The 25,710-nt window shown below is 68.2% G+C and carries 28 protein-coding genes; 12 read left to right on the top strand and 16 right to left on the bottom strand.

All coding sequences use genetic code 11. The annotated features are described in order from the left end of the window. Positions 1-116 precede the first annotated feature (116 nt). The 6 genes from IG04_RS0117605 (at position 117) to IG04_RS0117585 (ending at position 5,879) form a co-directional block, all read left to right on the top strand. Positions 117-1,025, top strand: a complete 909-nt coding sequence (locus IG04_RS0117605) for an ROK family protein (RefSeq protein WP_051770113.1) — start codon at positions 117-119, stop codon at positions 1,023-1,025. Beyond that, positions 1,025-2,176, top strand: a complete 1,152-nt coding sequence (gene nagA / locus IG04_RS0117600; RefSeq protein WP_030477746.1) for an N-acetylglucosamine-6-phosphate deacetylase — start codon at positions 1,025-1,027, stop codon at positions 2,174-2,176. Before IG04_RS0117605 ends, nagA begins: the two co-directional genes overlap by 1 nt. 4 nt (positions 2,177-2,180) lie before the next feature. Further along, a complete protein-coding gene (locus tag IG04_RS44745; protein WP_063758283.1) occupies positions 2,181-2,375 on the top strand; it encodes a hypothetical protein in 195 nt (64 codons plus the stop codon). A gap of 17 nt (positions 2,376-2,392) precedes the next feature. Further along, positions 2,393-3,115 (top strand): DedA family protein, encoded by a 723-nt coding sequence (locus tag IG04_RS0117595; RefSeq protein ID WP_245816306.1) that lies wholly within the window; start codon positions 2,393-2,395, stop codon positions 3,113-3,115. A gap of 121 nt (positions 3,116-3,236) precedes the next feature. Continuing rightward, entirely contained in the window at positions 3,237-4,388 is a 1,152-nt protein-coding gene (locus IG04_RS0117590; RefSeq protein ID WP_144065409.1) for a glycoside hydrolase family 18 protein, read from the top strand. A gap of 63 nt (positions 4,389-4,451) precedes the next feature. Continuing rightward, positions 4,452-5,879, top strand: a complete 1,428-nt coding sequence (locus IG04_RS0117585; protein WP_030477743.1) for an amidohydrolase family protein — start codon at positions 4,452-4,454, stop codon at positions 5,877-5,879. Positions 5,880-5,897: 18 nt separating this feature from the next. Here IG04_RS0117585 and IG04_RS0117580 read toward each other — a convergent pair whose 3' ends face one another. Next, complete coding sequence (locus tag IG04_RS0117580; RefSeq protein WP_030477742.1) at positions 5,898-7,268, bottom strand: FAD-binding oxidoreductase; 1,371 nt, start codon at positions 7,266-7,268, stop codon at positions 5,898-5,900. Between the two features lie 316 nt (positions 7,269-7,584). Here IG04_RS0117580 and IG04_RS0117575 point away from each other — a divergent pair, with 316 nt between their 5' ends. Further along, the gene (locus tag IG04_RS0117575; protein ID WP_030477741.1) at positions 7,585-8,253 is read left to right on the top strand and encodes a DedA family protein; all 669 of its coding nucleotides are present in this window, start codon (positions 7,585-7,587) and stop codon (positions 8,251-8,253) included. Positions 8,254-8,259: 6 nt separating this feature from the next. Continuing rightward, positions 8,260-8,850 (top strand): TetR/AcrR family transcriptional regulator, encoded by a 591-nt coding sequence (locus tag IG04_RS0117570; protein ID WP_030477740.1) that lies wholly within the window; start codon positions 8,260-8,262, stop codon positions 8,848-8,850. Here IG04_RS0117570 and IG04_RS0117565 read toward each other — a convergent pair whose 3' ends face one another. Together IG04_RS0117565 and IG04_RS0117560 are read right to left on the bottom strand one after the other, a co-directional pair. Beyond that, positions 8,851-9,486, bottom strand: a complete 636-nt coding sequence (locus tag IG04_RS0117565; protein WP_030477739.1) for a nucleoside/nucleotide kinase family protein — start codon at positions 9,484-9,486, stop codon at positions 8,851-8,853. It lies immediately after the preceding gene. Next, positions 9,450-10,295 carry a PfkB family carbohydrate kinase gene (locus IG04_RS0117560; RefSeq protein ID WP_030477738.1) on the bottom strand — a complete coding sequence of 282 codons (846 nt, stop codon included), beginning with the start codon at positions 10,293-10,295 and terminating at the stop codon, positions 9,450-9,452. Before IG04_RS0117560 ends, IG04_RS0117565 begins: the two co-directional genes overlap by 37 nt. Before the next feature lie 34 nt (positions 10,296-10,329). On the opposite strand from IG04_RS0117560, the gene IG04_RS0117555 reads away from it, so the two are divergent. Both IG04_RS0117555 and IG04_RS0117550 read left to right on the top strand, forming a co-directional pair. Beyond that, positions 10,330-11,307 carry a LacI family DNA-binding transcriptional regulator gene (locus IG04_RS0117555; RefSeq protein WP_030477737.1) on the top strand — a complete coding sequence of 326 codons (978 nt, stop codon included), beginning with the start codon at positions 10,330-10,332 and terminating at the stop codon, positions 11,305-11,307. After that, positions 11,301-12,032 carry a sugar phosphate isomerase/epimerase family protein gene (locus IG04_RS0117550; RefSeq protein ID WP_030477736.1) on the top strand — a complete coding sequence of 244 codons (732 nt, stop codon included), beginning with the start codon at positions 11,301-11,303 and terminating at the stop codon, positions 12,030-12,032. Before IG04_RS0117555 ends, IG04_RS0117550 begins: the two co-directional genes overlap by 7 nt. Here IG04_RS0117550 and IG04_RS0117545 read toward each other — a convergent pair. The 5 genes from IG04_RS0117545 to pyrE form a co-directional block, all read right to left on the bottom strand. Next, the gene (locus IG04_RS0117545; protein ID WP_144065410.1) at positions 12,022-13,119 is read right to left on the bottom strand and encodes a glycoside hydrolase family 76 protein; all 1,098 of its coding nucleotides are present in this window, start codon (positions 13,117-13,119) and stop codon (positions 12,022-12,024) included. The two genes, IG04_RS0117550 and IG04_RS0117545, sit on opposite strands and share 11 nt — an antisense overlap. A gap of 25 nt (positions 13,120-13,144) precedes the next feature. Further along, the gene (locus tag IG04_RS0117540) at positions 13,145-13,822 is read right to left on the bottom strand and encodes a TrmH family RNA methyltransferase (RefSeq protein ID WP_030477734.1); all 678 of its coding nucleotides are present in this window, start codon (positions 13,820-13,822) and stop codon (positions 13,145-13,147) included. Continuing rightward, positions 13,782-14,123 carry a DUF2784 domain-containing protein gene (locus IG04_RS0117535; RefSeq protein ID WP_030477733.1) on the bottom strand — a complete coding sequence of 114 codons (342 nt, stop codon included), beginning with the start codon at positions 14,121-14,123 and terminating at the stop codon, positions 13,782-13,784. Before IG04_RS0117535 ends, IG04_RS0117540 begins: the two co-directional genes overlap by 41 nt. Before the next feature lie 247 nt (positions 14,124-14,370). Further along, entirely contained in the window at positions 14,371-15,630 is a 1,260-nt protein-coding gene (locus IG04_RS0117530; protein ID WP_420843973.1) for an IS701 family transposase, read from the bottom strand. 93 nt (positions 15,631-15,723) lie between these two features. Then, positions 15,724-16,278 (bottom strand): orotate phosphoribosyltransferase, encoded by a 555-nt coding sequence (pyrE, locus tag IG04_RS0117525; protein ID WP_030477731.1) that lies wholly within the window; start codon positions 16,276-16,278, stop codon positions 15,724-15,726. Positions 16,279-16,343: 65 nt separating this feature from the next. Between pyrE and IG04_RS0117520 the strand changes: the two genes are divergently transcribed. Continuing rightward, positions 16,344-16,895, top strand: a complete 552-nt coding sequence (locus tag IG04_RS0117520; protein WP_051770109.1) for an LURP-one-related/scramblase family protein — start codon at positions 16,344-16,346, stop codon at positions 16,893-16,895. Here the strand turns inward: IG04_RS0117520 and IG04_RS0117515 are convergent, their stop codons facing one another. From IG04_RS0117515 to clpB, 7 genes are all read right to left on the bottom strand, one after another. Continuing rightward, positions 16,896-17,327, bottom strand: coding sequence for a hypothetical protein (locus IG04_RS0117515; protein ID WP_030477729.1), 432 nt, complete (start codon positions 17,325-17,327; stop codon positions 16,896-16,898). Beyond that, positions 17,324-18,205 (bottom strand): WXG100 family type VII secretion target, encoded by an 882-nt coding sequence (locus IG04_RS0117510; RefSeq protein ID WP_030477728.1) that lies wholly within the window; start codon positions 18,203-18,205, stop codon positions 17,324-17,326. Before IG04_RS0117510 ends, IG04_RS0117515 begins: the two co-directional genes overlap by 4 nt. Next, complete coding sequence (locus IG04_RS0117505) at positions 18,202-18,516, bottom strand: hypothetical protein (protein ID WP_030477727.1); 315 nt, start codon at positions 18,514-18,516, stop codon at positions 18,202-18,204. The genes IG04_RS0117510 and IG04_RS0117505 overlap by 4 nt, the downstream gene beginning before the upstream one ends. A 37-nt stretch (positions 18,517-18,553) precedes the next feature. Continuing rightward, on the bottom strand, positions 18,554-19,327 hold the full coding sequence (locus tag IG04_RS0117500) for an SDR family NAD(P)-dependent oxidoreductase (protein ID WP_030477726.1): 774 nt from the start codon (positions 19,325-19,327) through the stop codon (positions 18,554-18,556). Between the two features lie 49 nt (positions 19,328-19,376). Beyond that, complete coding sequence (locus tag IG04_RS46530) at positions 19,377-19,553, bottom strand: LPXTG cell wall anchor domain-containing protein (protein WP_144065411.1); 177 nt, start codon at positions 19,551-19,553, stop codon at positions 19,377-19,379. Positions 19,554-19,810: 257 nt separating this feature from the next. Beyond that, positions 19,811-20,545 carry a type III secretion system chaperone family protein gene (locus tag IG04_RS0117490; protein WP_030477725.1) on the bottom strand — a complete coding sequence of 245 codons (735 nt, stop codon included), beginning with the start codon at positions 20,543-20,545 and terminating at the stop codon, positions 19,811-19,813. A gap of 160 nt (positions 20,546-20,705) precedes the next feature. Next, positions 20,706-23,288: an ATP-dependent chaperone ClpB gene (gene clpB / locus IG04_RS0117485; protein ID WP_030477724.1), complete on the bottom strand. Its 2,583-nt coding sequence runs from the start codon at positions 23,286-23,288 to the stop codon at positions 20,706-20,708. Between the two features lie 156 nt (positions 23,289-23,444). On the opposite strand from clpB, the gene IG04_RS0117480 reads away from it, so the two are divergent. Then, entirely contained in the window at positions 23,445-23,828 is a 384-nt protein-coding gene (locus IG04_RS0117480; protein WP_030477723.1) for a VOC family protein, read from the top strand. On the opposite strand, the gene IG04_RS0117475 is transcribed toward IG04_RS0117480, so the two are convergent. Then, entirely contained in the window at positions 23,726-25,363 is a 1,638-nt protein-coding gene (locus IG04_RS0117475) for an MDR family MFS transporter (RefSeq protein WP_051770107.1), read from the bottom strand. The genes IG04_RS0117480 and IG04_RS0117475 overlap by 103 nt on opposite strands. Positions 25,364-25,710: the final 347 nt, after the last annotated feature.

Below are 25,710 nucleotides of genomic sequence, written 5' to 3'. Positions count from 1 at the left end.
TTTAGCCGGCTGAGGCCGTTTTGCCCGATGCGGGCGGTTTCAGTCAGTAAGACCACGCGCCCAAATCGGTACTTGGTATAGACCAATAGGCCTCCCATGCCGCAGGATCAGTTCCCGTGGCACGCAGACACGTGGTCGCCGTTGACATCGGTGGCACCGAAACCAAGGCGGCGCTCGTCTCCGGCACCTCCGAGTCGGTGGCGGCAGAGAAGCACGCGCGCCGGGCGACTCCCGGTGAGCTGGCGCCCCTCCTCGACGTCATCGCCGAACTCGTCGACGAGCTCAGCAACGCTTCCGAGCACGAGATCGACGCCGTGGGGATCGTGGCGCCGGGCATCGTGGACGAGGCCAACGGCGTCGGCGTCTACACGACGAACCTGCCGTGGAGCCAGTTCCCGTTCAGCGCGGTCATGACCGAACGGCTCGGCGTCCCCGTCGCGTTCGGCCACGACGTGCGCGCGGCGGGCCTGGCCGAATGCCGCATGGGCGCCGCCAAGGACCTGCGCAACGCGGTGATCATGCCGATCGGCACCGGGATCGCCGGCGCGCTGCTGCTGGACGGCAGGATCTACAGCGGCGAGGGCTTCGCCGGTGAGATCGGCCATGTGAACGTCGGCCACGGCGTGCCCTGCGCCTGTGGCCAGATCGGCTGCGTGGAGACGATGGCGTCCTCCGCGGCGATCGCCCGCCGGTACACCGCACGTACCGGCACCCCCGTCAAGGGCGCCGCTGAGGTCGCACTCAGGGTGAGGGACGGGGAGCAGGACGCCGTCGCCGTGTGGCACGAGGCCGTAGATGCGCTCGCCAGGGGGATCCTGGTGCTGGCGACGCTGCTCGGCCCGGAGGCCGTTGTGCTCGGCGGTGGGCTCGCACTGGCAGGAGACCTGCTGGTGGATCCCTTGCGGGAAAGGCTGGACGGGCTGATCGCCTTCCAGCGCCGACCGGAGCTTCGGCTCGCGGCGCTCGGCGACGAGGCGGGATTCCTCGGCGCGGCGCTGCTGGCCATCGACACGCTGGAGGCGTGATGAGCACGTGGGGTGGACCGGTCGACGTGATTCTGACCGGGGGTCGGGTCGTCACGCCTGGTGGAGTGCTCGAGAACGGGTGGGTGAGCGTTCGCGACGGCAGGATCGCCGCGGTCGGTGAGGGTGTGGCACCCGAGGGCCCGGTGACCGACGTCAGTGGTTGCACGATCGTGCCCGGATTCGTGGACATCCACTGCCACGGTGGTGGCGGTGACGCGTTCACCAACAGCGATCCGGCGAAGGTCCGCAAGGCCGCGTCGGCGCACCGCAGGCACGGCACCACGACGTTGCTGGCCTCGTTGGTCTCGCGTCCGGTGCCGGAACTCGCCGACCAGGTGTCCGCGCTGGCCGAGCTGACCCAGGAGGGTGTGGTCGCGGGCATCCACCTGGAGGGCCCGTTCCTGTCCGCCGCACGCTGCGGCGCGCACGACCCGGCGATCCTGTGCCCGCCGGAACAGACCTCGGTGACGAAGCTGCTCGACGCGGGCAAGGGCACCGTCCGCATGATCACCATCGCACCCGAACTGGAGGGCGCGGTCCAGGCCGTGCGCCAGCTCGTGGACAACAACGTCCTCGCCGCCATCGGCCACACCGACGCGACCGAGGCGCAGGTCAGGCCCGCCGTCGACGCCGGCGCCTCCGTGGCGACGCACCTGTTCAACGGCATGCGCCCGCTGCACCACCGCGAGCCCGGCCCGATCGGCGCGCTACTGGACGACGACCGCGTGACCGTCGAGCTCATCTGCGACCTGGTGCACCTGCACCCGACCGCGGTCCGCCTCGCCGCACGGCACGCGGGCCGCAATCGCACGATCCTGATCACCGACGCCATCGCGGCCGCCGGTGTCGGCGACGGCGTGTACGACGTCGGCGGGCTCGAAGTGCGCGTCGTCGACGGGGTGCCAACGTTGGCAGGCGGCGCCGCGCTGGCCGGCAGCACGCTCACCATGGACGTGGCGTTCCGCAACGCCGTGAACTCCTGCGGGCTGACGCTCATGGAGGCCGTCTACGCGACGTCGACCCGTGGCGCCGAACTCCTCGGCCTCGACACCGGCAAACTTCAGGCGGGTTGTGCGGCGGACATCGTCGTCCTGGATGCAGAATTGAAGCCGAGGGACGTGATGGTCAGGGGCGAGTGGGTCAAGGAATAGGTGCATGGCGGACGATCCGGAACGACTGGTGACCGACGCGTTGCGAGCGCAGGCGACCAGCACGAATGCCGGATTTGTCGCGCATGTCCCAATCGCCGACGAACCCCCCTCGCCTATGCCGGTGTGGTGGATCCTGGGTCTCGCGTTGTTGTTGGGCCTGGCTGCGGGCGCGGTGGCCGCAGTGATCACCCTGAGCTGACCTGTACCGTTGTCGCCGTGACGATTGCATTGGGCCCTGACTGGCTGGACCCCACCGTTCTGCTGAACGGGCTCGGCCCGTACATGCTCATCGGGTTGTGCCTCATCATCTTCGCGGAGTGCGGGCTCCTCGTCGGTTTCTTCCTGCCCGGCGACTCGCTGCTGTTCACGGCGGGTCTCTTCGTCGCGGCAGGCACCATCGACACCCCGCTCTGGCTCGTCTGCGTGCTGCTGACGGTGTGCGCGTTCGTCGGCAACGTCGTCGGCTACTACATCGGCCAGAAGGCCGGTCCCGCGCTGTTCAGCAAGCCTGAGTCGAAGATCTTCAAGAAGGAGTACGTCGACAAGACGCAGGAGTTCTTCGACAAGTACGGCGCTCGCGCCATCGTCATGGCCAGGTTCGTGCCGATCGTCCGCACGTTCATCACAGCCATGGCCGGCGTCGGCAAGATGGACCCGAAGAAGTACTTCACGTACTCCGCGATCGGCGGCGTGGCTTGGGCCGCGGGTCTGACGATCCTGGGCTACTTCCTCGGCCAGGTCTCCTTCATCAAGGAGAACCTCGAGATCACGCTGCTCGCCATCGTCTTCCTGTCGATCGTGCCGATCATCATCGAGGTGATCAAGGCGCGCAAGGAGAAGAAGTCGCTCGTGCAGGAAGAGGCGGACGACATCACCCAGGTCATGCAGGCACATCTGCAGGACGACTCGACGCAGATCATCCCCCGCACGGAGCGCTGACACGCCGGAGAACCGGACACAGCGAGGCCCGCCTGTTCCGACAGGCGGGCCTTTCGCTTGCCCGGAACGGGCATCACCCCCTAGGTTGATTTGGTCTAAACCACTAGCGTGGAGGCTGACGATGCCGTTGTTGCGCAAGGGATTAGCGGTCGCCCTCGCCACACTTTCCGTCTCACTCGGCGTGGTCGCCCCTGCCGAGGCCGGTCGTGCGCACAAGATCGTCGGCGCCTACTACGGCAACTGGTACAGCGGCTCGAAGCCGATCTCGGCCATCCCCTCGAACACGCCGATCACGCACCTGTTCTACGCGTTCTCCGTGATCGAGAACGGCAAGTGCACGATGCCGGCGCAGACCGCGGCCAAGGACTTCACGGACATCCGCGACCTGAAGAAGCGCAAGCCGTCGCTGAAGGCGCTGATCTCGCTGGGCGGCTGGGGCGCGGGCGGCTTCTCCGACGCCGCACTGACCGCCGGCTCGCGCAGGACGCTCGTCCAGTCCTGTGTGGACCTGTTCTTCCGCGACGGCACGTTCGACGGCATCGACATCGACTGGGAGTTCCCGGTCTACGGCGGCCCGGCCGAGATCACGGACCGTCCCGAGGACAAGCGCAACATGACGCTGCTGACGCGCGACTTCCGCAAGGCGCTGGGCACGAAGAAGCTCGTCACCGCCGCGCTGCCCGCCGGCCGGCTGCAGACCGACGGCCCGTACGACCCGGCGAAGTCGTTCGAGCTGCGCGAGCTGTCGCGGATCATGGACTTCATCAACGTCATGACCTACGACCTGGGCACCGGTTTCTCGCCCGTGGCCACGTTCAACGCCGGGTTCCGTGAAGTCGCCAACGACCCGATGCCCGCCGCCGACCGCAAGTGGAACAACGTCGTCGGCGCCATCAACTACTACGAACGGCACGGCGTCTCGCCGCGCAAGATGGTGCTGGGCACCCCGTTCTACGGCCGTGGCTTCAACGTGAAGACGGAAGGCTCGCAGCACGGCCTCTACCAGGCCTACGACAGCGCGTTCTGGGTCGACGGCTACGAGGAGGCCCTGAAGCTGAAGGCGACCCCGGGCTGGAAGGAGTACTGGCACCCGGTCGCGCTGTCGCCGTGGCTGTACAACGCGGCGGAAAAGAAGTTCGTGTCGTACGAGAACCCGCGGTCGATCGGGATCCGCGCGGACTTCGCTCGCTCTCGCGGCCTGCTCGGCACGTTCATGTGGGAGCTCGGGCACGACGACGCCCAGCACTCGCTGCTGAAGGCCATGTCGCGTTAGACCGACGCGCGGTGCTCGAAAGGATTTGAGTCTCACGCTACGTCAAGGTGTTGGTTGAACGGCATGACTGACACCACTCGACGTGAAGTGCTGGGATGGCTGGCCGGACTCGGTGCGGCAGCGGGTGCGGGCCTGCTGCCGGGCCGGGCTCAAGCTTCGGTCGGCGTCACCGCGGTGCGCGGCGTGACGCTCATCGACTCGTCCGGCGTCCGGCCCGACGCGACCATCGTGCTGGCGGACAACAGGATTCTCGCCGTCGGCTCGTGCGACCTGCCGTTGCCGCGCGGTTCCACGGTGCTCGATCTCGCCGGCAAGTTCGTCATCCCCGGCCTGTGGGACATGCACGTGCACGGCGCGTTCATGGATCGGATCACGTTGCCGCTGTGCCTGGTCAACGGCGTGACGGGCATCCGTGAGATGTGGGGCTTCCCGCCCATCTACGAACTGCGCGACCGGATCGAGCGCGGCGAGGTGTTCGGGCCCCGGCTGGTCGTCGGCAGCATGATCATCGACGGACCGCACTCGGCGCTGCCCGGCGCGGTGATCGTCAGCACGCCCGACGAGGGCCGGCAGGCCGTGCGGGACGCGAAGGGTGCGGACTTCGTGAAGGTCTACTCGTACCTGGATCGCCCGACGCTCGCGGCCATCGCCGACGAGTGTTCCCGGCAGGCCATCACGTTCGCCGGGCACTGCTCGAACCACGTGCCGCTGGGCGACGCGAGTGACCTGGGACAGCGCACGTTCGAGCACATGTACGGCCTGCCGCTCGCCACCAGCACGCGGGAAACCCAGCTGCGCCAGGCGATCGCGGACCTGCCGCTCGACCCGGCGGACCCGTTCGCGTGGTTCAGGCAGGTGCTGGAGTTCGAACGGCAGGCAACCCTCTCGCACAGCCGGAGCAAGGCACTGCAGCTGGCGAAGCGGTTGCAGCGCAACAACTCCGCGTTGTGCCCGACGATGGTCGCGATGCGGGTGTATGCGAGCCCCGCGGACCGGTTCGCGAACGATCCGCGGATGAAGTACATGCCGGCGTTCTACCGGGACCTGTGGCGCGACAGCCTGACGCGGTGGGTTCCGGTGACACCGCAGGAGATCCGGCAGCAGGCCGAGTTCTTCCGGCGCCGCCAGGAACAGGTCGCCGAGATGCACGCACACGGCGTCGAGATCCTACTCGGCACGGACGCGGGCAACCCGTACTCGTTCTCCGGCTTCTCGGTGCACGACGAACTGGAGCTGCTGGTCGAGGCGGGCCTGTCGCCCAAGGCGGCGTTGAAGGCGGGCACGCGCGGCGCCGCGGTCAAGCCCGGCGAGGCCGCGAACCTCGTTGTGCTGGACGGCAATCCGCTGTCCGACATCCGCAACACGCAGCGGATCCACACCGTGCTGACGCGGGGCCGGGTGCTCGGTCCCGACGTTCGGCGGCAGATGCTCGCCGATGTGGAAAAGGCAGCTCAGGAGCCGTTTCCCACTGTTCAGCGGACGTGCTGCTGACTAGTGCCGTGACCGGCACTAGAACATCGAGCCGGGGTTGAACAGGTTCTCCGGGTCCAGCGCGCGTTTGATCTCGCGGTGGACCCGGAGGCCGACCGGCCCGATCTCCTTCGCCAGCCACTCGCGCTTGATCTTGCCGATGCCGTGTTCGCCGGTCACCGTGCCGCCCAGCGCGAGCCCGACCGCGAGGATGTCGTCGAACGCCTTCTGGGCGCGGGCGAACTGGTCGGCGTCGGTGGGGTCGTAGACGATCGTCGGGTGCATGTTGCCGTCGCCGGCGTGGCCGACGACGGCGATCTTGAGGCCCACCTCCTTCGAGATGTCCTCGCAGCCCTGGATGAGTTCGGCGATGCGGGTGCGGGGCACGCACACGTCGTCCGTCAGCCACGAGCCGTAGATCTCCAGCGCGGTCAGCACGGCCCGGCGCGCGGTCAGCAGGTCGCGGCCCTCGTTGACGTCGTGGGTCGCGTAGACGAGATCGGCCTCCAGGCAGATCTCCTCGATCTTCCGCAGTTCGTGACGCGCCTGCTCGCCGCCCGCGTCGGACTGGCAGATCAGCAACGCCGCACAGCCCGGCCCGGCGCCCAGTTCGGTCTTCAGGTACTGCTCGACGGCCTCGATCGAGGTGCGGTCCATGATCTCCATCAGCGACGGCACCAGGCCCTCGCGGACGATCCGGCTGACCGCGGCACCCGCCGTGGCGGTGCTGCTGAACGCGGCGACCAGCGTGGCAGGGGCCTGCGGGAGGGGCTTCAGCGCCAGGGTGGCCTTGGTGATCACGCCGAGCGTGCCCTCGGAACCGATGAAGAGCTTGGTGAGGTCGTAGCCCGCCACGCCCTTGACCGTGCGGCGGCCCGTGCGCAACACCTCGCCGTCGGCCAGCACGACCTCCAGGCCGAGCACCGAGTCGGTGGTCACGCCGTACTTCACGCAGCACAGGCCGCCGGCGTTGGTGGAGAGGTTGCCGCCGATCGTGCACCAGTCGTAGCTGCTCGGGTCCGGCGGGTAGAACAGGCCGTGCTTCTCCACGGCGCCGCGCAGGTCGAGGTTGACCACGCCCGGCTCGACGACGGCGAGGCGGTTGTCGGCGTCGATCTCGACGATCGCGTCCATCTTGGTCGTGACCAGGACGACGCAGCCCTCGATGGCGTTCGCGGCGCCGGAGAGACCGCTGCCCGCGCCACGCGGGACGATCGGGACCCGGTGGCTCGCGCAGGCCCTCACCACCGCCTGGACCTGCTCGGTGTTCAGCGGGAACACCACCGCCAGCGGACTGCCGTGCGGTGCCAGCGGCATCATGTCGCGCTGGTAGCTCGCGGTGACGTCGGCATCGGTCAGGACGCCTGAGTCACCCACTGCGGCGCGGAGTTCAGCGAGCAAGCTCTCCATATCTCCACGCTAGCGGGGCGGCTCGGCACATTGGCGGTGAATTCACGCTCAGCAGGACGCCTCGCGGCACCGCCCCCGCACCCCCGTACATCCAGTACGAGGATGCGGGGGCGGCACCACGAGACATCCGTCTGACCGCGAATTCACGGGCAATCTGCCGAACCGCCACGCTAGCCCGATTCGACTGGTTCACTCGAAGGTGATTCCAGGAGAAGGGAGTTCACGCAGTGACCCAGCGTGCTCAATCCAGATTTCGCCGACCCGTCGACCCGATGTCGCCGCGCCGCCGGCGCAGCACGACGTAGGCTGGCTCACCGTGGCGCATGCTTTCGCCTCGCTGGAGACCGCGGGTCCGGTGGCCGTCTGGATCATCGTGCTGAGCTTCATCTTCGTCGAGTGCGCATTCATCTTCGGGCTCTTCCTGCCCGGTGACTCACTGCTGTTCGCGGCCGGTGTGGTGCTGGCGACGCACAACAGTGAGTTGTCGGCATGGCTGCTGTCCCTCGCGGCTCTGATCATCGCCGTCGTCGGCAACCAGGTCGGGTACTTCATCGGCCGAGGTACCGGCACGCGCGTGCTCGCCCGCAAGGGCGGCAAGGTGCTGAACCGGCAGAACCTGAAACGCGCGGGCGACTTCCTCGACCGCCGCGGGTTCTGGGCCATCGTCCTCGCCCGCTGGATCCCGTGGATCCGCACGCTGGCACCCATGATCGCCGGTGCCGCGCGGATGGACCTCAGGCGGTTCACGCTGGCCACGACCATCGGTGCCATCGCGTGGGTGCCGACGCTGGTGCTGGCCGGCTACTACGGCGCGGGCATCCTCCAGCAGTTGCCGTGGCTCGAGACGGCGGCGATCGTCGTCAGCATCGGGTTCTTCCTCGGCGGCACCGGCTGGGGCATCTGGCGCTACCGCCAGGAGATGGCGAAGCCGATCGACGAGACGAGCGACGACCTGGCGCACATCAGCCACCCCCAGTCGGGCTGACGGTCAGTGGAGCCGAAGTCCGCGACGTTGTGGGACAGGTCGCGTCAGGCGGTCGTGGCGGAGATCGTCGACACCGCCCTCGCCCTGTTCGCCGAGAAGGGGTACGAGGCCACGACGATGGCCGAGATCGCCTCCAGGGCCGGAGTCTCCCCGCGGTCCCTCTTCCGCTACTTCGGCAGCAAGGAGGACATCGTCTGCGGTGACCAGGACAACCTGGGCGAACTGCTCCGCGCCAGCGTCGAGGCCCAGCCGCCCGAGGTGACGTCCTGGGACGCGCTCAAGGCGGGGTTCGTCGCCATCGCCTCGGCGGGCTGTTCCCCGCGACGCGTGCTGGAGATCAACACGCTGATCTTCACCAGTTCCCCGCTTCATGCCCGCTACCTCGAAAAACGCTTGAAGTGGCAGCGCTCGCTGGTGCCCGTCATCGAGCGACGGATGGCCATCGAGTCCACCGAAGAACCTGATCCGCGCGCCGTGGCCGTCATCGCCACGGTTTTCGCGTGCGTGGACGCCGCGTCCGAGCTGTGGGTTCGCCGCGGCGGCGACGCTGATCCGTACGCGCTCTACGACCAGATGCTCGCGGCAGTTCGCGGGTGACTAGAGCACCTCGGTGATCAGCAGGTCCGCTGCTCCCTTGGACGAGTTCACCATCAGCGCGTTGACGTGGTCCGTGCCGTGCAGCACCCGTTCCTCCGCCTCCGACAAGGTGCGCCCGTACCGCAGGTGGCGGTCGATCAGGCGCTGCACGCGCACGTCCTCGTCGATGAACAGGAACCACGCCTCGTCCAGGATGATCCGGACGCGCTTCCACTTGTCGTAGTTGAGCAGCAGGTAGTTGCCCTCGGTGACGACCAGCGGGACGTCCGGGTGCACCGGCACCGCGCAGGCGATCGGTTCCTCGATCTCGCGGCGGAACTCCGGCGCGTAGATCATGTCCGGGCCGCAGGCCTTGATCCGGCCGAGCAGGTCCACGTAGCCGGGGATGTCGAACGTGTCGGGCGCGCCCTTGCGTTCGACCAGCCGCAGCCGTTCGAGCTCGCTCTGCGCGAGGTGGAAGCCGTCCATCTCGACGAGGACGGCCTGGCCGTCGAGCGCCTCGACGAGCCTCCGCGCGAGTGTCGACTTGCCGGAACCGGGTGCGCCGCCGATCCCGAGAATCTTGCGCTCACCCTGATCGGTGAGTACCCGAGCCCGTTCTAGCAGCTCGTCGAACCTGACCTGCTGTCCTGCCACCGCGCCAGCTCCTCAACCCAGTCCCCGACCGCACCGACGCGAACGGCGGCCGCCTCCGACGCGAAGCCGATGGCACCCACCGGGTCCGCGCCTGACGCCAGCGCGTAGGCGTACGCGCCGTGCCAGACGTCGCCGGCACCGTTCGTGTCGTTCACCGCCACCGCGGGGACGGGCAGCTCTCCGGCCGAGCCGTTCCGCGACCAGGTGACCGGCTTCGCACCGTGCGTGCGAATGACCAGCGGCACCCCGTAGGAGTGCACCTCGGCCTCGGACCGCTCGAACCCGGCAGAGCAGGCGGCCACGTCCACCAGCGGCAACAGGTGATCGAGGACAGGTTTCCAGCTCCCGGCGTCCAGCACCACAGGCAATCCCGCGGCTTTCGCCCGCCTCGCGACGGGAATCGCCAGGCCTTCATGGTGTCCGTCCAAGAGCACCACGTCCGCGGCGGCGAGAAGATCGGTCAAATCCGGCGCTGTCACCGGCACCGACGCGTTGCGGGAAACGACCGTGCGCTCCCCATCAGCGTCTCTGACGACGACCATGCTCACGGGCGTCGTGCCCGGCACAGCGATCACTTGGACCGGGTCCAAGGAGGCCCTGACGAATTCACCCAATGCGTCGGCACCCAGTGAGGTGAGCAACGCGGCCCTCCCGCCCAGTGCCGCGACCGCACGGGCCGCGTTGGCGGCCGGACCTCCGGGCGACAGCACGGCGCCGAGCGAGCGGATCTTCTGCCCGGGATCCGGGAACTCGTCCACCCGCTGGGTCACGTCGAGAGTTGTGAGCCCGACACACAGCACGGCTGCCATCTGGGCTTCCTCCAAACGGGTAGGGTCCCAGGTCATGGTCACCATGCGGGATGTCGCGGCTCTCGCGGGGGTCTCCATCACCACGGTGTCACACGTGATCAACGAGACGAGGCCGGTCGCCGGGGACACGCGCGAGCGCGTCCAGAAGGCGATCGACGAGACCGGCTACACGGGCGACGCCATCGCGCGATCGCTGGTCATGGGCGGCACGAAGTCGCTCGGCCTGGCCGTGTCACTGGTCTCGCACCCGTATTTCGCCGAGCTGATCGCCGCCATCGAGTCCGAGGCGACTCGCAACGGCTATTCGCTCGTGCTGATCGACACGAGGGACACCCCCGAATCCGAGCAGACCGCGGTCAGAATGCTGCGCTCGCGAAGAGTCGACGGGCTGCTGCTCACACCATCGGCCGGCGCCGGGGGAAGCCTCGTGCTGCCGGAGCTCAAGAAACTGAACATCCCCACGGTGCTGGTAGACCGGCTGACCGTGGCCAAGGACATCGACCAGGTCGGGCCGGAGAACGTGCAGGCCACGTCTGGTCTGGTCAAGCACCTCGCGGAGCTCGGGCACCGCCGGATCGGCATCGTCTGCGGCCAGGTGGGCGTGGCGACGACCGAGGAACGCATCCTCGGCTACCGCCTCGGCCTCGGCCGCGCGGGCCTGAAGTGGGACGAGGCGCTGGTCTCGCAGAGCGGCTGGCTCGCGCCGCTGCTCGACCAGGACGACCCGGCCACGGCCGTCGTCGCGGCGGACCACCTCGTCACGGTCGGCATGCTGCACGAGGCACGGGCCCGCGGCCTGAAACTCGGCACCGATCTGGCCGTCGTCGCCTACGACGAGGTCGAGTGGGCCACCCTGATCGAACCGCCTCTCACCACGCTGGCCCAGCCGGTCGAGGAGATCGGACGGACCGCGGTGAAACTGTTGCTCTCCCGCATCGCCGACCCGCAGAGGCCGCCGGAGACCATCCGGCTCGCGCCCTCCCTCAGGCACAGGCAGTCCTGCGGATGCTGATCCCCGGACTGGTCTCGGTGACGTTCCGGCAGCTCACGGTCTCCGAGATCGGCGCGCTGGCGACGGAGTGCGGGCTGCAGGCCGTCGAGTGGGGCGGCGACGTGCACGTGCCGCCCGGCGACTTCGCGGCGGCGCGGCGGGCGCTGGACACCGGCCTGAAGGTGGCCGCGTACGGGTCGTACTACCGCGCGGGCGTCTCGGACCGGGCCGACCTGGCGCCGATCCTGGAGACCGCGGCAGAACTGGACGCGCCGTTCGTGCGGGTCTGGGCGGGTACGTCCGGCTCGGAGGAGTGTCCTGACCGGGCGCCGGTGATCGAGGCGTTGCAACACGCCGTCGAACACGCCGAGGCGATGGGTACGAAGATCGCGCTGGAGTACCACCGGAACACGCTGACGGACACCCTCGACTCGACCGTGCGGTTGCTGGACGAGGTCGACGGCGTGGTGTCGTACTGGCAGCCGCGCGGCGGGCAGGACGTGTTCTCGGCCATGCACGAGGTGCGGACGCTGGAACCGGTGACGGCGCACGTCTTCTCGTGGGGTCCCGGTGGTTTCAAAGAACGGTTCCCGCTCGCCGAACGCCGTGACCTGTGGAAGCCGGTGCTGACCGAGCTCGCGCGCGACGGCATCGAGCGCAACGCGCTGCTGGAGTTCGTGCTGGACGACTCGCCGGAGCAGTTCCGCGAGGACGCCAAGGCGTTGCTGGGCTGGCTCAAGCCGTAGCGACGTCCAGACCGCGCCGTTCGAGCAGGGCGGCCGCTTCCAGGCACATCCAGCCACCGAGCTGGACGGACAGGTCGCGGCCTTCCTTCTCCACTGCCGGGACAGTCCACTCCGGACCGAACAACGGCCCGCTCACCGCCATCACCCGGTTGTTCCACGCCGCTTCCGCCGACTGGACGACGAGTTCCCTGGCCAGGTCCGCGGTCTCGTGCCGGTCGGGATCGAGGTCGGGAATGATCAGCGCGGCCTGGGCCAGGTAGCGGACGAGGATGCCCGCGAACAGGCCGCCGTCGCCGTCGCCCTGGCCCCGGATCACGCCGTTGGTGGCGAGGTCGTCGTGCACGGCAGTGATCGTGCGTGCGGCCTTGTCGAGCCACTTGTCCTGCTGGCCGTGCTGGGCGAGCTCGACGCACGCGCCGATGAGAACTCCTTGGCAGTACGTGTAGATGTTCTTCTCGTACTCGCGGATCTCGCCGTTGGGGTGGACGTGCAGGCCGTCCCACGCGAGGCCGTTCCCCGGATCGACGAGGTGCTCCTCGACCCAGTCCACGATGGACCGTGCGCGCGCGAGGTCGGCACGTTCGTTCTGGCGCGCCAGGAAGATCGCGGCCGGGCCGTTCGCGGGAACGTTCTTGAAGTCGTCGTTGCGCTTCCACCAGATGCCGCCGCCGGCGTGGTCGGTCCAAGCCTCCCGCAGCCGTTCGGCGATCGCGTCGAGCGCCTTGGGCTTCGCGATGCCGACCTCGTGCTGGGCGCGCTGCAGGGCGAGGCCGAGCCACGCGATGTCGTCGTAGAAGTCGTTGGTCCAGCCGAGGATGTTGCGCACCCTGATGCCTCGCACGACCTTCGCGATCGCCATCTTGCGCAGCTCGTTGGGCGAGCGCAGGTAGCCGTCGATCATGTTGTCCAGCAGGTGCGCCTGCCACCAGTAGTTGAAGCTGATGTGGATCTTGTCCTTGAAGAGCGGGGGCCACGCCCGCGCCCCGAGAAGCGTGCCCGGCACACCCCAGACCCGCCGAAGGTGCCTGGAGTACACCGCGCGCTCCGCGACACCCGCGCGTGCCGCCAGCAGTTTCGCGATCACCACCTGGTCATCGTGCGTGCTTGACCGGTCAAGAAGCTCGATGAATCACCCAGTGGTAGAGGCCCATGGCCACAGAAGTTGTGAGGTTGTAACTGCTGACCTTCTCGCGCATGGGCAGCCGGACGATCCTCGCGGCCTTCTCCCGGACCTCTGCCGAGAGCCCGTGGCGTTCCGAGCCGAACGCCAGCACGGCGTCGTCCGGGATCGGCCCTTTCAGCAGGTCACCGTCCGCGTCGAACGCGATCAGCTCACCGGCGAAGTCGAGGCTCTCGACCTTGGCGACCGGCAGCGCGAAGTGCAGCCCGGCGGATCCGCGCAGCACGTTGGGGTGCCACGGATCGACGTCACCGATGGAGATCACGCCGCCCGCGCCGAGGCCGGCGGCCACCCGGATGGCGGCACCGAAGTTGCCGAGGTTGCGCGGGTTGTCGAGCAGGACGACCGGAGCGCCCCGGTCGAACGGCAGGTCCGGCTTCTCCGCGAACCCGGCCACGCCCGTCGGGTGCGTACGGCCGACCCTGAGCTTGAATTGGTTCTGGTCGACCTCGGTGGCGGCCTCGAACCGCTCGCGCAGATCAGGTGCGTGCGTCTCGGCGAGGCTGATCGCGGCGGCGAGGTCCGTCGTGATCAACGGGTGCACGCCGGCGCCGAAGCGCAACGCGTGCTTAACAGCGTGAAAGCCTTCGAGCAGCACGGTGACCAGCATAGAAGCCGACCCACGAGATGATCACGATCGACCCCAGCACCAGCTGGACCAGCATCGACGCGCTCTCCGGGTACCAGACGCCGTCGATGTAGTGGTCGATGAACCCCGTCTCGAGCAGCGGCATGCCCGCGAGCCCGCGGAAGTGGTTCTCCCACACGGTGATCGGGCAGGTGATCGGGGTCGAGAGGCTCAGCACGGCCCACATCCCCATCGCGAGGTGCGGGTAGATCACCCAGCGCCACCGCCATGCGAGGAACCCGCCCACGAGTAGGAACGCCAGCACGGCGAAGTGCAGCAGCATGACCGCTTCGGACGTTCTCGTACTGGTTGTACGGGGGCGTGGGGGCGGCGCCGCGAGGTGCCCTGCTGAGCGTGGATTACCTCGCCGACGTTCCGGGTCGCGCCACTAGTAGTGCTTTGTTAGGTGTTGCTGACCTGGGGTGTTGTTGTGTCGGGTGTTGGGGTCTGGACGGGTTGTCGGCAGGTGTGGCAGGCGCCTGTCCAGACCGCGAGTAAGGCTTGGAGCTCGCGCAGGACCGCGTAGAGCGTCAGGCCTGCGCAGGGGCTTTTGGGGTGCGGCGGAGCTGGGTGCAGATGGCTTGGGCGACGGCGGCGAGGGTGACGTGGCGGTGCCAGCCAAGCCAGGAACGGCCTTCGAAGTGGTCCAGGCCGAGGCCGTCTTTGAGCTCGCGGTAGTCGTGCTCGATGCGCCAGCGGATCTTGGCCAGCCGCACCAGGTCCCGCAGCCGGATGTCCGCGGGCAGGGTGGAGAGCCAGTAGTCGGTGGGCTCGGCCGCGCCAGGCGGCCACTCGGCCAGCAACCAGCACTCGGGCAGGCTCCCGTCCGCGGCGCGGGGGATGTTGCGGTTGGCGGGCCGGACCCGCAAGGCGAGGAACCGTGACCGCATGCTCGCGGCGGGATTGCCTGGCGTCTTCTTGGTTCCGTGGCGCCAGACCACGAACTTGCCCGCTGACCGTCCGGCGTTCATGGCCAGAGTCTTGAGATCCACAGGTTTGTCCTGGTAGCGCGGTCCGGGTGGGCGGCCGTTGCCGACCCAGGCCGCGGTCGTCGGTACCGCCTGCGCGGGATGGGCGGTCGCGGCCGGGCTGACGGCCAGCACATAGGTCAGGCCGCGTTCGGTCAGGCCGAGCCGGAACTCGGTGGCATCGCCATAGCCGGCGTCGGCCACCACCGGCCGCTTGGACTGGCCCCATTCGCCGGTGACCTCGTCGAGCATGTCCAGCGCGAGGCGCCACTTCTCCCGATGCCGCACCTCGTCCGGGACCTGGCTGCGGGCCCGGCGCGTCCGGATCTCCGCGGCGGTCTGCTCGTCGGCGGTTTTCTCGTCGTCCCACGATTCCGGCAGGAACAGCCGCCAGTCGATCGCGGCCGAGGCCCAGTCGGTGACCGCGTGCACGCTCACCCCGACCTGGCAGTTCCCGGTCTTGCCCAGCGCACCGCAATACATGCGTGCCACACCAGGAGAATCCTTGCCGTCCTTGGGAAACCCGGTGTCATCGATCACCAGCGCGTCCGGGTCGACGAACCCGGCGGCCCAGACCGCCAAGCGTCGCCGCACCTCGAAGTGATCCCACGTCGAGGTGGACACGAACTGCTGCAACTGCTGGTGATCGACCCCGAGCCGCGCCGCCATCGGCTGCATCGACTTGCGCTTGCCATCCAGCATCAACCCACGCAGATACAGCTCGCCCTTCGCCCGCTGATCACGCCGCGCGAACCCGCCGAACATCGACGCGGCGAAGTCCTCGATCACCGGCCGAACCCGAGCCATCTCCTCCGGAGTCACCCCGCAAGAAGATCACACACGACAGCCACCCGAACATCCCACCTAACAAAGCACTACTAGGACGGGGTGGCTCGAAGCGCTCTCGATAAAACCTCAGGCGAGCCCGAGGTCGTTCAGGTCGAGCAGGTAGCGGTACTGCAGGCCCTCGGCCTCGATGGCCTCCTTGGCGCCCGTGCCGCGGTCGACGACCGTGGCGACGCCGATCACGTCGGCACCGTGCTCGCGCAGCGCGTTGACGGCCGTGAGCACCGAACCACCTGTGGTGGAGGTGTCCTCGACCGCGAGCACCCGCTGCCCGCGCACGTCGATGCCCTCGATCTGGCGCTGCAAGCCATGCGCCTTGTTCGCCTTGCGCACGACGAACGCGTCGAGCACGTCGCCGTCGGCGCCAGCGGAATGCATCATCGCGTAGGCGACGGGATCCGCGCCGAGGGTCAAGCCGCCGACCGCGACGAAGTCCCAGTCCGACGTGAGCTGCCGCAGCAGCCTGCCGATCAACGGGGCCGCCGCGTGATGCAGCGTCGCCCGCCTCAGGTCTACGTAGTAGTCGGCTTCCTTGCCGCTGGAGAGAGTCACCTTGCCGTGCACCACGGCCAATTCGCTCACGAGACGAGCGAGTTCTGACTTAGCGTTCGCGTCCAAGACCACTTCAGTTCGCACGGGTCGCAAGCTTCGCACACCCGCGCGCTTGACGCCTCGTACGCTGCATCACCGTGAGCACCCTCTACGTCGAACAGCCGTGGACCGCGATGAGCCTGTTGTTCCGGCCGCACTACCGGGTGGAGGTGTTCGACGAGCAGGACGCACCGGTCGCGGTGGTCAGCGAACGCACCGGCCCCGGCCTGCAACGACCGCTGCGGCACACCGGGTTCTCCGGCTGGACGACGTTCGACCTCGACGTGGTCGCGCCACACGGCCAGCCGATCATGCACATCGGCAAGGGGTTCGGCCGGCGGCCGGGCGTGCACGTCAGCACACCTCAGGGCCAGTTGATCGGGACCATCAAGACGCACGGCGCGTGGCAGCAGTCGCTGCACGACGCGAACGGTCAGCAGCTCTGCTTCTTCGGCGACATCGCGCGGATCGAGACCGGTGCGCGTGCCAAGCGTCACGGCAAGCGCGTCCGCCGGGACCGCGTCCAGATCAACCCGCAGGTCACCGAGCCGCTGCGGTCACTGGCGACCGCCTGCGCGGTCGCCTTCGACGTCGTTCGCGGCACCGGGACCCGCCACACCAGCAGTGGCGGTGTGGACTGGCCCGCCTGACTACCAGGCGTCCTTGCGGAAGTGGCTTGGACCGTCGTCCTCGTCGTCCGGCGGCGGAGGAGCAGGAGTACCCGAGGCGATGATGTCGTCGATGTCCTGGCCCTCCTCGATCGCGCGGTAGGCGCGCTGGAGGTCGGGAACACCGACCGCGAGCGCCTGCTGCACGCCGGGGTCGTTCACCGCGCGGCCCGCGGCGACGTCGGCCCACGACATCTCGCCGGCGTCGACGCGCCGCTGGAGGTCCTTGAGCTCCTTCGGCGCGCCCGGCGACTTCGCGAACCGTTCGATCGCGGCGAGGTCCTGTTCGGAGAGTCCGCGCGACCGGCGCTGCACCTGGGAGGCGGCCGTCGCGACCTTGCCCAGGTCGTCGACCCGCGAGTCCACCTCGGAGAACAGCGCCTGCAGCCGTGCCTGGTCGTAGGGGAACGTCACTGCTGACCACCGCCGGTGGGTGCCGGAGCGGGAGCAGGGGCGGAACCGGAACGGCCCGAGGCGGCGGAACCGGCCTTGCCGAGGCCGTACGCACCGAGGCCGACGCCGATCGCGCCGGACTTGGCGGCGGCCACGCCGTTGTCGTACTTCTGCTTGCCGTCCTGCACGCCGTCGACGACGTCCAGCGCGTCGTTCACGTCCCTGACGTCCTTGAGCTTCATCAGCGCCGTGCCCATCGCCACGATGCCGTCGACCATGCCCTGGACGCCCTCGATCAGCGTCATGATCGACTGGATGATCTTGCGGATCGCGTCCACGATCTGGATCGCGTCGTAGACCATCCATACCGCGCGGCCCCAGCCGACGACCGGGATCACCGCGGTCATCGCGGCCTCGAGCAGCATGGTGCAGAGCTTGTCGAGCAGGAACAGGGCGATCTTCGTGGCCGACCGGCACGCGGACGCCATGGACTGGAACTTGTTGCCGATGATCCGGGCGACCTGGGAGTCCGCCTCGATCGCGATGACCCACATGGTGTCCATGCGGCGTTCGAACGCCTGCGCGGCGCCGCCGTTCCAGTGCGGGTTGAGCTGACCGACGCCGTCACCGACGTTGTGCCGGACGGCGTCCAGCGCCTTGGCGACCTGGTCCCACGCGTTGGCGTTGGCGTCGATCTTCTCGAAGTCGCCGACCAGCGGGCTGATCAGCGACTCGATCAGGTTCTCGCCGGTGACCTTCTCGTAGATCCAGTTGACGCCCTGCAGCTTCCACCCGGCGGCCTCGATCAGCTCCTTGGTGGTCTGCCGGCCAGGACGGTTCTCCGCAGCGGCGTTCAGCGCGGCCGAAGGGTCCTGCACGTCCGCATATGCCGTGGTCATCGGCCACCCCCGGCCTGCTTCATCAGCTGGACGCCGTGAAGATCGACCTTCTCGTAGGAGTCGGCCGTCTTCCGCAGCGCGTCGGCGTCCTTGAGCATCGTCTTGTTCGCGAAGTCCAGCGTCTCGCCGTAGAGGCGCGCGACGCCGGTCACGACGGGATGCAGCAAGGTCAGCAGGCCGGTGAACCCGCTGGTGTCACCGCCCTTGGAGATGGCGTGGTCTTTGATGGTCAGGAAGTGCTGGGCGTTGCGGTCCAGCAGCTCGCTGTACCCGCGCAGCTCGTCCGGCTCGACATGGAACTGTTCGCTCACGACGGCTCCGACGCACCGTTAGGCCGAACGGTTCCGATCACGTGCGACCGCGGCCGCCCGCGAACCGCGACGCCATCCTGCGCACGAGGGGCCGCGGCAGCAGCCTCGAGATGGTCACGATCGCCTTGTACTGCAGGCCGGGGATCGACAGCGGCTTGCCCCGGCGCAGGTCGCGCAGCGCCTCGTGGACGAGCTTGTCGGCGTCGACGTAGAGCCAGCTCGGCGTCTTCGACATGTCGATCTTCGCCCGCTGGTGGAACTCGGTCCGCACGAAACCGGGGGCCAGCGCCATGATCCGCACGCCGGTGCCCTCCGCCGCGAGCGACATGCCCTCGGAGAACGTCGTCACCCACGCCTTGTCGGCGCTGTAGCTGGTGCCGCGGCCGGGCAGGAAGCTGGCGACGCTGGACACGTTGATCACGTCGCCCTTGCCGCGCGCGATCATCGCCGGGATGGCGGCCCTGGACAGCCGCAGCACCGTGGCGACGTTGACGTCGAGCTGGGCCTGGAGCTTGTCGACGTCCGCGGCGAAGAACTCGCCGGTGTTCGCGAAGCCCGCGTTGTTGACCAGCAGGTCGACGGGCTGCTCGGCCAGCCGCTGCTCGACCTTCAGCCGGTCGTCGTGGTCGCTGAGGTCGGCCGGCAGGACGTCCACGTTCACGCCGTGGCGTTCGTGCAGCTGCTTCGCGAGTTCTTCGAGTGCGGACGCGGTACGCGCGACCAGCACGAGGTCGTATCCCTCAGCCGCGAGCCTGCGGGCGAAGGCGGCCCCGATCCCGACGGTCGATCCGGTCACCAGTGCGGTTGGCATGCCACCGAACGGTAGTCGGAAAGTCGCCGGGGCCGAAGGCCGCCGATGATCACGCTTCGGGCTTCGCCGGACGACGGAGCACGAACAGGCGCAGGGCGAGGCCGGAAACGACCATCGCCACCCCGCCGAACAGCAACCACCCAACAGACGCACCCGTGTTGGCCAGCGTCACGACGGACGCCGTACCGGCCACGGCTACGGGCGGAACAATCTTTCCTCCGTACATCGTGCTTCCCTCCGGGGGTTCGGGGACACGACGGACTTGCTGCACGGAGTATCTGAATCGCGCGCCGATGTTTTACACGGAGCGAAGTGTGATGTAGCTCACATCACTTTGGATGCGATCCGGAACAGTGCTGGTTGAGGCGGCACGACAAGCGGTACATAAACCTGTTGATCACCCAACGTCACATGACCCACGCGTACGAGGGCAACAAAAAAGCCGCTGCCGAATGTTCGGCAGCGGCTTCGGCGGAGGTTTCGTCAGGGCTGCTTGCGGCCGAAGGACGGGCGGTAGACCTCGCCACCCTCGTCCTCTTCGGCCACCGGCTCCTCACGCTCGGACGGGTCCGGGTCGAACGGGTCGATGACGTCCGCGAGCTCACCGACGTCGCGCAGCAGCCGTTCGAGGCGCGCGGGCGACGAGTTCGGCGGCGCGGCGGCCAGCACCCAGTCGTTCTCCATCCAGACGACCGTGACGTCGCCCCCGATCTCCTCGGCGGCGTCGATCAGGTCCGGTGTGATGATCTTGCGAGCCGCCGGCACGTCCGTGACGAACGCGTACCGCGACCCCACCGGCCCGAGCATGTCGGGCATCGGCTTCTTGTCGTCGTCGCGCTGGAACGGCACAGTCGACAGCCACAGCTCGATCACCACCGACAGCGCTCTGCGGCAGCGCACGCCGACCAGCACCGAGTTGACCTTGCCGCCTGTCTCGTGATCGAGCACGTAGACCTGCCTGCGGCCGTCCGCGGTGAAGGTGGAGCCGGCGACGACGTCACGGGCGAGACCCGTGCCGTAGTACGCGATGGCCCCGGCTTCCCACCGGGTCGGCAGCACGTGGTCTGTCTCCTCGAACTGCCAGCCCCTCAGAGCAGCCCAACGGCGCCGTTCACGATTACGCGCGGTTCGTTGCGCCCGGTCGGTCGCGAGCAGGGCGAACCCCGCCACGCCCGCCACCGCGGCGACGGTGAACCAGACCCACGCCGGTATGCCCACAGCCAGAGCCTAGTGGGTCGGAGGCGAGGAACGAAGATCACTTCCGCGCGTCGTGACCTGTGTGTGCCGATTGGACGCACGCGAGCACACGAACGCCTGGTCAAACAGGTCGTGGGTGGTTTCCGCCCCGATAACGACGGAAACCACCCACGAGGCGAGCTCAGACCTCGCGGCCCACGATCAGCCCTGAGTTGTCGTCCAGCACGTCGACCCGCACCGTGTCGCCGTCCCGCACCTCGCCGGCCAGCAACTCCTTCGCGAGCTGGTCACCGATCGCCGACTGCACCAGCCGCCGCAGCGGCCGGGCCCCGTAGATCGCGTCGAAGCCGTTCAGGGCCAGCCAGTCGCGTGCCGACGCCGTGACCTCCAGCGTCAAGCGACGAGCGGCGAGCCGGTCCGCCAGGCGAGTGATCTGGATGTCCACAATGGACGTCAGTTCCTCGGTGGCGAGCGCGTGGAACACGACGACGTCGTCCAGCCGGTTCAGGAACTCCGGCTTGAAGTGCCGTTGCACCACGGCCATCACGGCGTCCTTGCGTTCCAGCTCGGTCAGCGACGGGTTCACGATGGTCTGCGAGCCCAGGTTCGAGGTGAGCACCAGGATCGTGTTGCGGAAGTCGACCGTGCGGCCCTGACCGTCGGTCAGGCGGCCGTCGTCCAGGACCTGCAGCAGCACGTCGAACACGTCCGGGTGCGCCTTCTCGACCTCGTCGAGCAGCACGACCGAGTACGGGCGGCGGCGGACCGACTCGGTGAGCTGGCCGCCCTGGTCGTAGCCGACGTAGCCGGGGGGCGCACCGACCAGGCGGGCCACCGAGTGCTTCTCGGAGTACTCGCTCATGTCGATGCGGATCATCGCCCGCTCGTCGTCGAACAGGAACGCCGCCAGCGCCTTCGCGAGCTCGGTCTTGCCGACGCCGGTGGGGCCGAGGAACAGGAACGAGCCGGTCGGGCGGTCCGGGTCGGCAACACCGGCACGCGTCCTGCGCACCGCGTCCGACACGACGCGCACGGCCTCGGCCTGGCCGACGACCCGGCGGGCGAGTTCGTCCTCCATCCGCAGCAGCTTGGCGGTCTCGCCCTCCAGCAGGCGGCCGGCCGGGATGCCGGTCCACGCCGCCACCACGTCCGCGACGTCGTCGGGGCCGACCTCCTCCTTCAGCATCGCGGCGTCCTGTGTGGACTCCGCAGCGACGGAGAGTTCCTTCTCCAGCTGGGGAATCCGGCCGTAGCGGAGTTCGGCGGCACGACCGAGGTCGCCGTCGCGCTCGGCCCGTTCGGACTCGCCGCGCAACGACTCCAGCTGCTCCTTCAGGCCGCGCACGCGGTCGATGGAATTCTTCTCGTTCTGCCACCTGGCCGTGAGCGCCGACAGTGCCTCGCGCTTCTCCGCGAGCTCGGCGCGCAGGGCGTGCAGCCGTTCGATCGACGCCGGGTCGGACTCCTTGGCCAGCGCCATCTCCTCGATCTCGAGGCGCCGCACGGCACGTTCGACGGTGTCGATCTCGACCGGCCGCGAGTCGATCTCCATGCGCAGCCGGGACGCGGCCTCGTCGACGAGGTCGATGGCCTTGTCCGGCAGGAAACGCGCGGTGATGTAGCGGTCGGACAGCGTCGAGGCGGCGACGAGGGCGGCGTCCGTGATGCGCACGCCGTGGTGCACCTCGTAACGCTCCTTGAGGCCGCGCAGGATGCCGACCGTGTCCTCGACCGACGGTTCGCCGACCAGCACCTGCTGGAAGCGGCGTTCCAGGGCGGCGTCCTTCTCGATGTGCTGGCGGTACTCGTCCAGGGTCGTGGCACCGACCATGCGCAGCTCACCGCGGGCGAGCATCGGCTTGATCATGTTGCCGGCGTCCATCGCCGACTCACCGGTCGCGCCGGCACCGACGATGGTGTGCAGCTCGTCGATGAACGTGATGACCTGCCCGGCCGAGTCGGTGATCTCCTTCAGCACGGCCTTGAGCCGCTCCTCGAACTCACCGCGGTACTTGGCGCCTGCGACCATCGAGCCGAGGTCGAGAGCAACGACCCTCTTGCCGCGCAACGACTCCGGCACGTCACCGGCCACGACGCGCTGCGCCAGGCCCTCGACGATCGCCGTCTTGCCGACGCCGGGCTCGCCGATCAGCACTGGGTTGTTCTTGGTGCGCCGCGACAGCACCTGCACGACCCGGCGGATCTCGGCGTCACGGCCGATCACGGGGTCGAGCTCGCCCTTGCGCGCACGTTCGGTCAGGTCGACGCCGTACTTCTCCAGCGCCTTGTAGGTGCCCTCGGGATCAGCGGACGTCACCCGCGCCGACCCGCGCACCTTCGCGAAGGCCTCGGTCAGCGCGTCGGGCGTCGCACCGTGCCGCCGCAGCAGGTCGGCCACCTGGCCACCGTGCTGCGCCAGCCCGACGAGCAGGTGCTCGGTCGAGACGTACTCGTCACCCATCTCGGTGGCGAGCTCCTGCGCCTTGCCGATCACCCGCACGGCGTCACGCGAGAACTGCGGAGCGGACACGGTGGAACCGGACGCGCTGGGCAACGAGCGGGAGAGCTGCTCCAGCTCCTTGCGCACCTGCGCCGGGTCGGCACCCACCGCCGACAGCAACGGCGCGGTCAACCCGTCCGTCTGCGCCAGCAGTGCACTGAGCAGGTGCACGGAACCCACGTCCGGGTTCCCGTTCAGCGTCGCGGCCTGCACCGCCGCGGAAACAGCCTGCTGCGTCTTGGTCGTCGGGTTGAAAGCGTCCATTCCTCCACCTCGTGGTCAGCCTCAAGCATGGACCATCATCCCGCACAACGTCAGAAAAGTTGAGCGTGTTCCGCTCAACCTTGAACTCGGTCCAGATCACACGTCCGTCCCGAAATTCAGGCCGCCGTTCGCGCGGGTTGGGCGAAGATCAGCGCCATGACCTCAATCATCCACAACGTCACCGTCGACGCCCGCGACTCCTACGAGATCGCCTCGTGGTGGGGCCAGGTCCTGGGCCTGCCGCTGGACCCGGAGGACAACCCCGGCGACCCGGAGTGCCTGATCCACCTGCCCGGCGGAATCCGCTACCTCTTCATCAACGTCCCCGAGGGCAAGGAACTCAAGAACCGCCTGCACATCGACCTGCAGCCGACCGACGGCACCCGCGACGAGGAGGTGGAGCGCCTCGTCGGCATCGGCGCAACGATCTTCGACGATCAGCGCAGGCCGGACGGCACCGGCTGGGTCACGATGCGCGACCCGGAAGGCAACGAGTTCTGCGTGGAACGCAGCACAGCCGAACGTGCCGCGACCTCCTGATCGCTGTCACTCGAAAGTACCAACTGCTTGTCCACAGCGAGCGTCGAGTTGTCCACAATCCGCTGGTCAGTATCCACAGGTGAACCGGTTTCAGTGACCACCTCGTCGTCGTCCACCGAGTCCCGCAACGGCTGCTCCTTGATCAGCAGGACAGCGATGACCGTGAACACCGCGAGCCCAGCGGCGATCAGGAACAACTGACCCATCGCGTCGCCATAGGAGTCCCGCACCACGGGGGAGAGGGAGCCGGGGTCGAGCGTCTTGGTGCTCACGGAGGCAGCCAGCACCGCCCCGAGCACCGAGACGCCGGCCGTCCCGCCCAGCGACCGCAGGAACGTGGCAGTGGAACTGGCCGCCCCGAGATCGGCCATCCCGACCCCGTTCTGCACGGCCAGCACGAGGTTCTGCATGGTCAGCCCCACCCCGACGCCGACCAGCGCCAGGTAGGCCCCCATCAGCACGAGGTTGGTCCGGTGGTCGATCGTCCCGAGCAACGCCAGCCCGATGACCAGCGAGAACGACCCCCACACCAGATAGCTCTTCCACCTGCCGCTCTTGGCGATCAACTGCCCGCTGACCGTGGACGAGATGCTCAGCCCAAGCACCAACGGCACCGTCAACAGCCCGGCCTTGGTGGGCGAGAACCCACGCGCGATCTGGAAGTACTGCCCCATGAACACCGAGGCCCCGAACATCGCCGTACCCACCGCGACGCCGCCGAGCATCGCCAGCACCACGGTCCGATTCTTGAACAGGTGCAACGGAATGACAGGCGAACTGGCCCGCCGCTCCACGAAGTAGGCCCCCACGATCGCCAGCAACGCCCCACCGACGAACAGCGCGCTCTCCCGGCTGACCCAGGCGAAGTCCTTACCCGCGAACGACACCCACATCAGCACCAGGCTCACCCCACCGGTGATCAGCGTGGCACCGAGGTAGTCGATCTTCACCCGCTGCTTCTTGACCGGCAGATGCAACGTCTTGTGCAACACGGCCAACGCCACCAGCGCCAACGGCACGCAGACGAAGAAACACCACCGCCACCCAGGCCAGTCGACGAGGAACCCACCGACCAAGGGCCCACCCACGGTCCCGGCGGAGATCACCATCCCGGTGTACCCGCTGTACCGCCCACGCTCGCGCGGACTGAGCAACGCACCGACGACAACCTGCCCCAACGCCTGCACACCACCCATGCCGAGCCCCTGCACGACCCGGAACGAGATGAGCTGCTCCATGTTCTGACTGAACCCGCACAGCACAGAGCCGACGACGAACAACACGATCGCCGCCTGCAACAACTTCTTCTTGTCAAAAAGATCAGCAAGCTTCCCCCACAACGGCGTACTGGCCGTCGAGGCGAGCAACATCGCGGTGATCACCCACGTGTACTGCGTCTGCGTGCCCTTGAGCTCGGCGAGGATCGTCGGAAGAGCGTTCGAAACGATGGTGGAACTGAGGATGGCGACCAGCAACGCCACCCAGATCCCGGACAGTGCTTCGAGGATCTCCCGATGCGACGAGGGCCGACTCAAACCGGCACACCTCCAGTAATTAGTTGATGACATACAACTATATCTGGAGATAGTTAGCTAGGCCAACTAATTCAGTGGCTGATGCATCACACCCAGGGTCAAGCCAGCCGCTGGAGTCCGGATCGCACGCCAAGCCGAAGGCGAGCCGTCCTTACCGAGCGGGCCAGGCGGTGGGGTCAACGCACCCAGCTACGCAACAGGCAGCCGCCCAACGCAACAGGCGTGCCATCAACCCGCTGATGGCGTGGACCCCCTGATCAGATTGCCGGGGGTCTGGGGGCAGCGCCCCCAGGGGAAGCACGCAACCGCAAGCTCGCCGCCCGCAAGGCGACCACCCGCCCGGTCGC

It is taken from the genome of Lentzea albidocapillata (assembly GCF_000719115.1).
GTDB lineage: Bacteria > Actinomycetota > Actinomycetes > Mycobacteriales > Pseudonocardiaceae > Lentzea > Lentzea albidocapillata.
The sequence above is the reverse complement of the archived record's forward strand: the minus strand, read 5'-3'. Positions and strand labels throughout refer to the sequence as shown.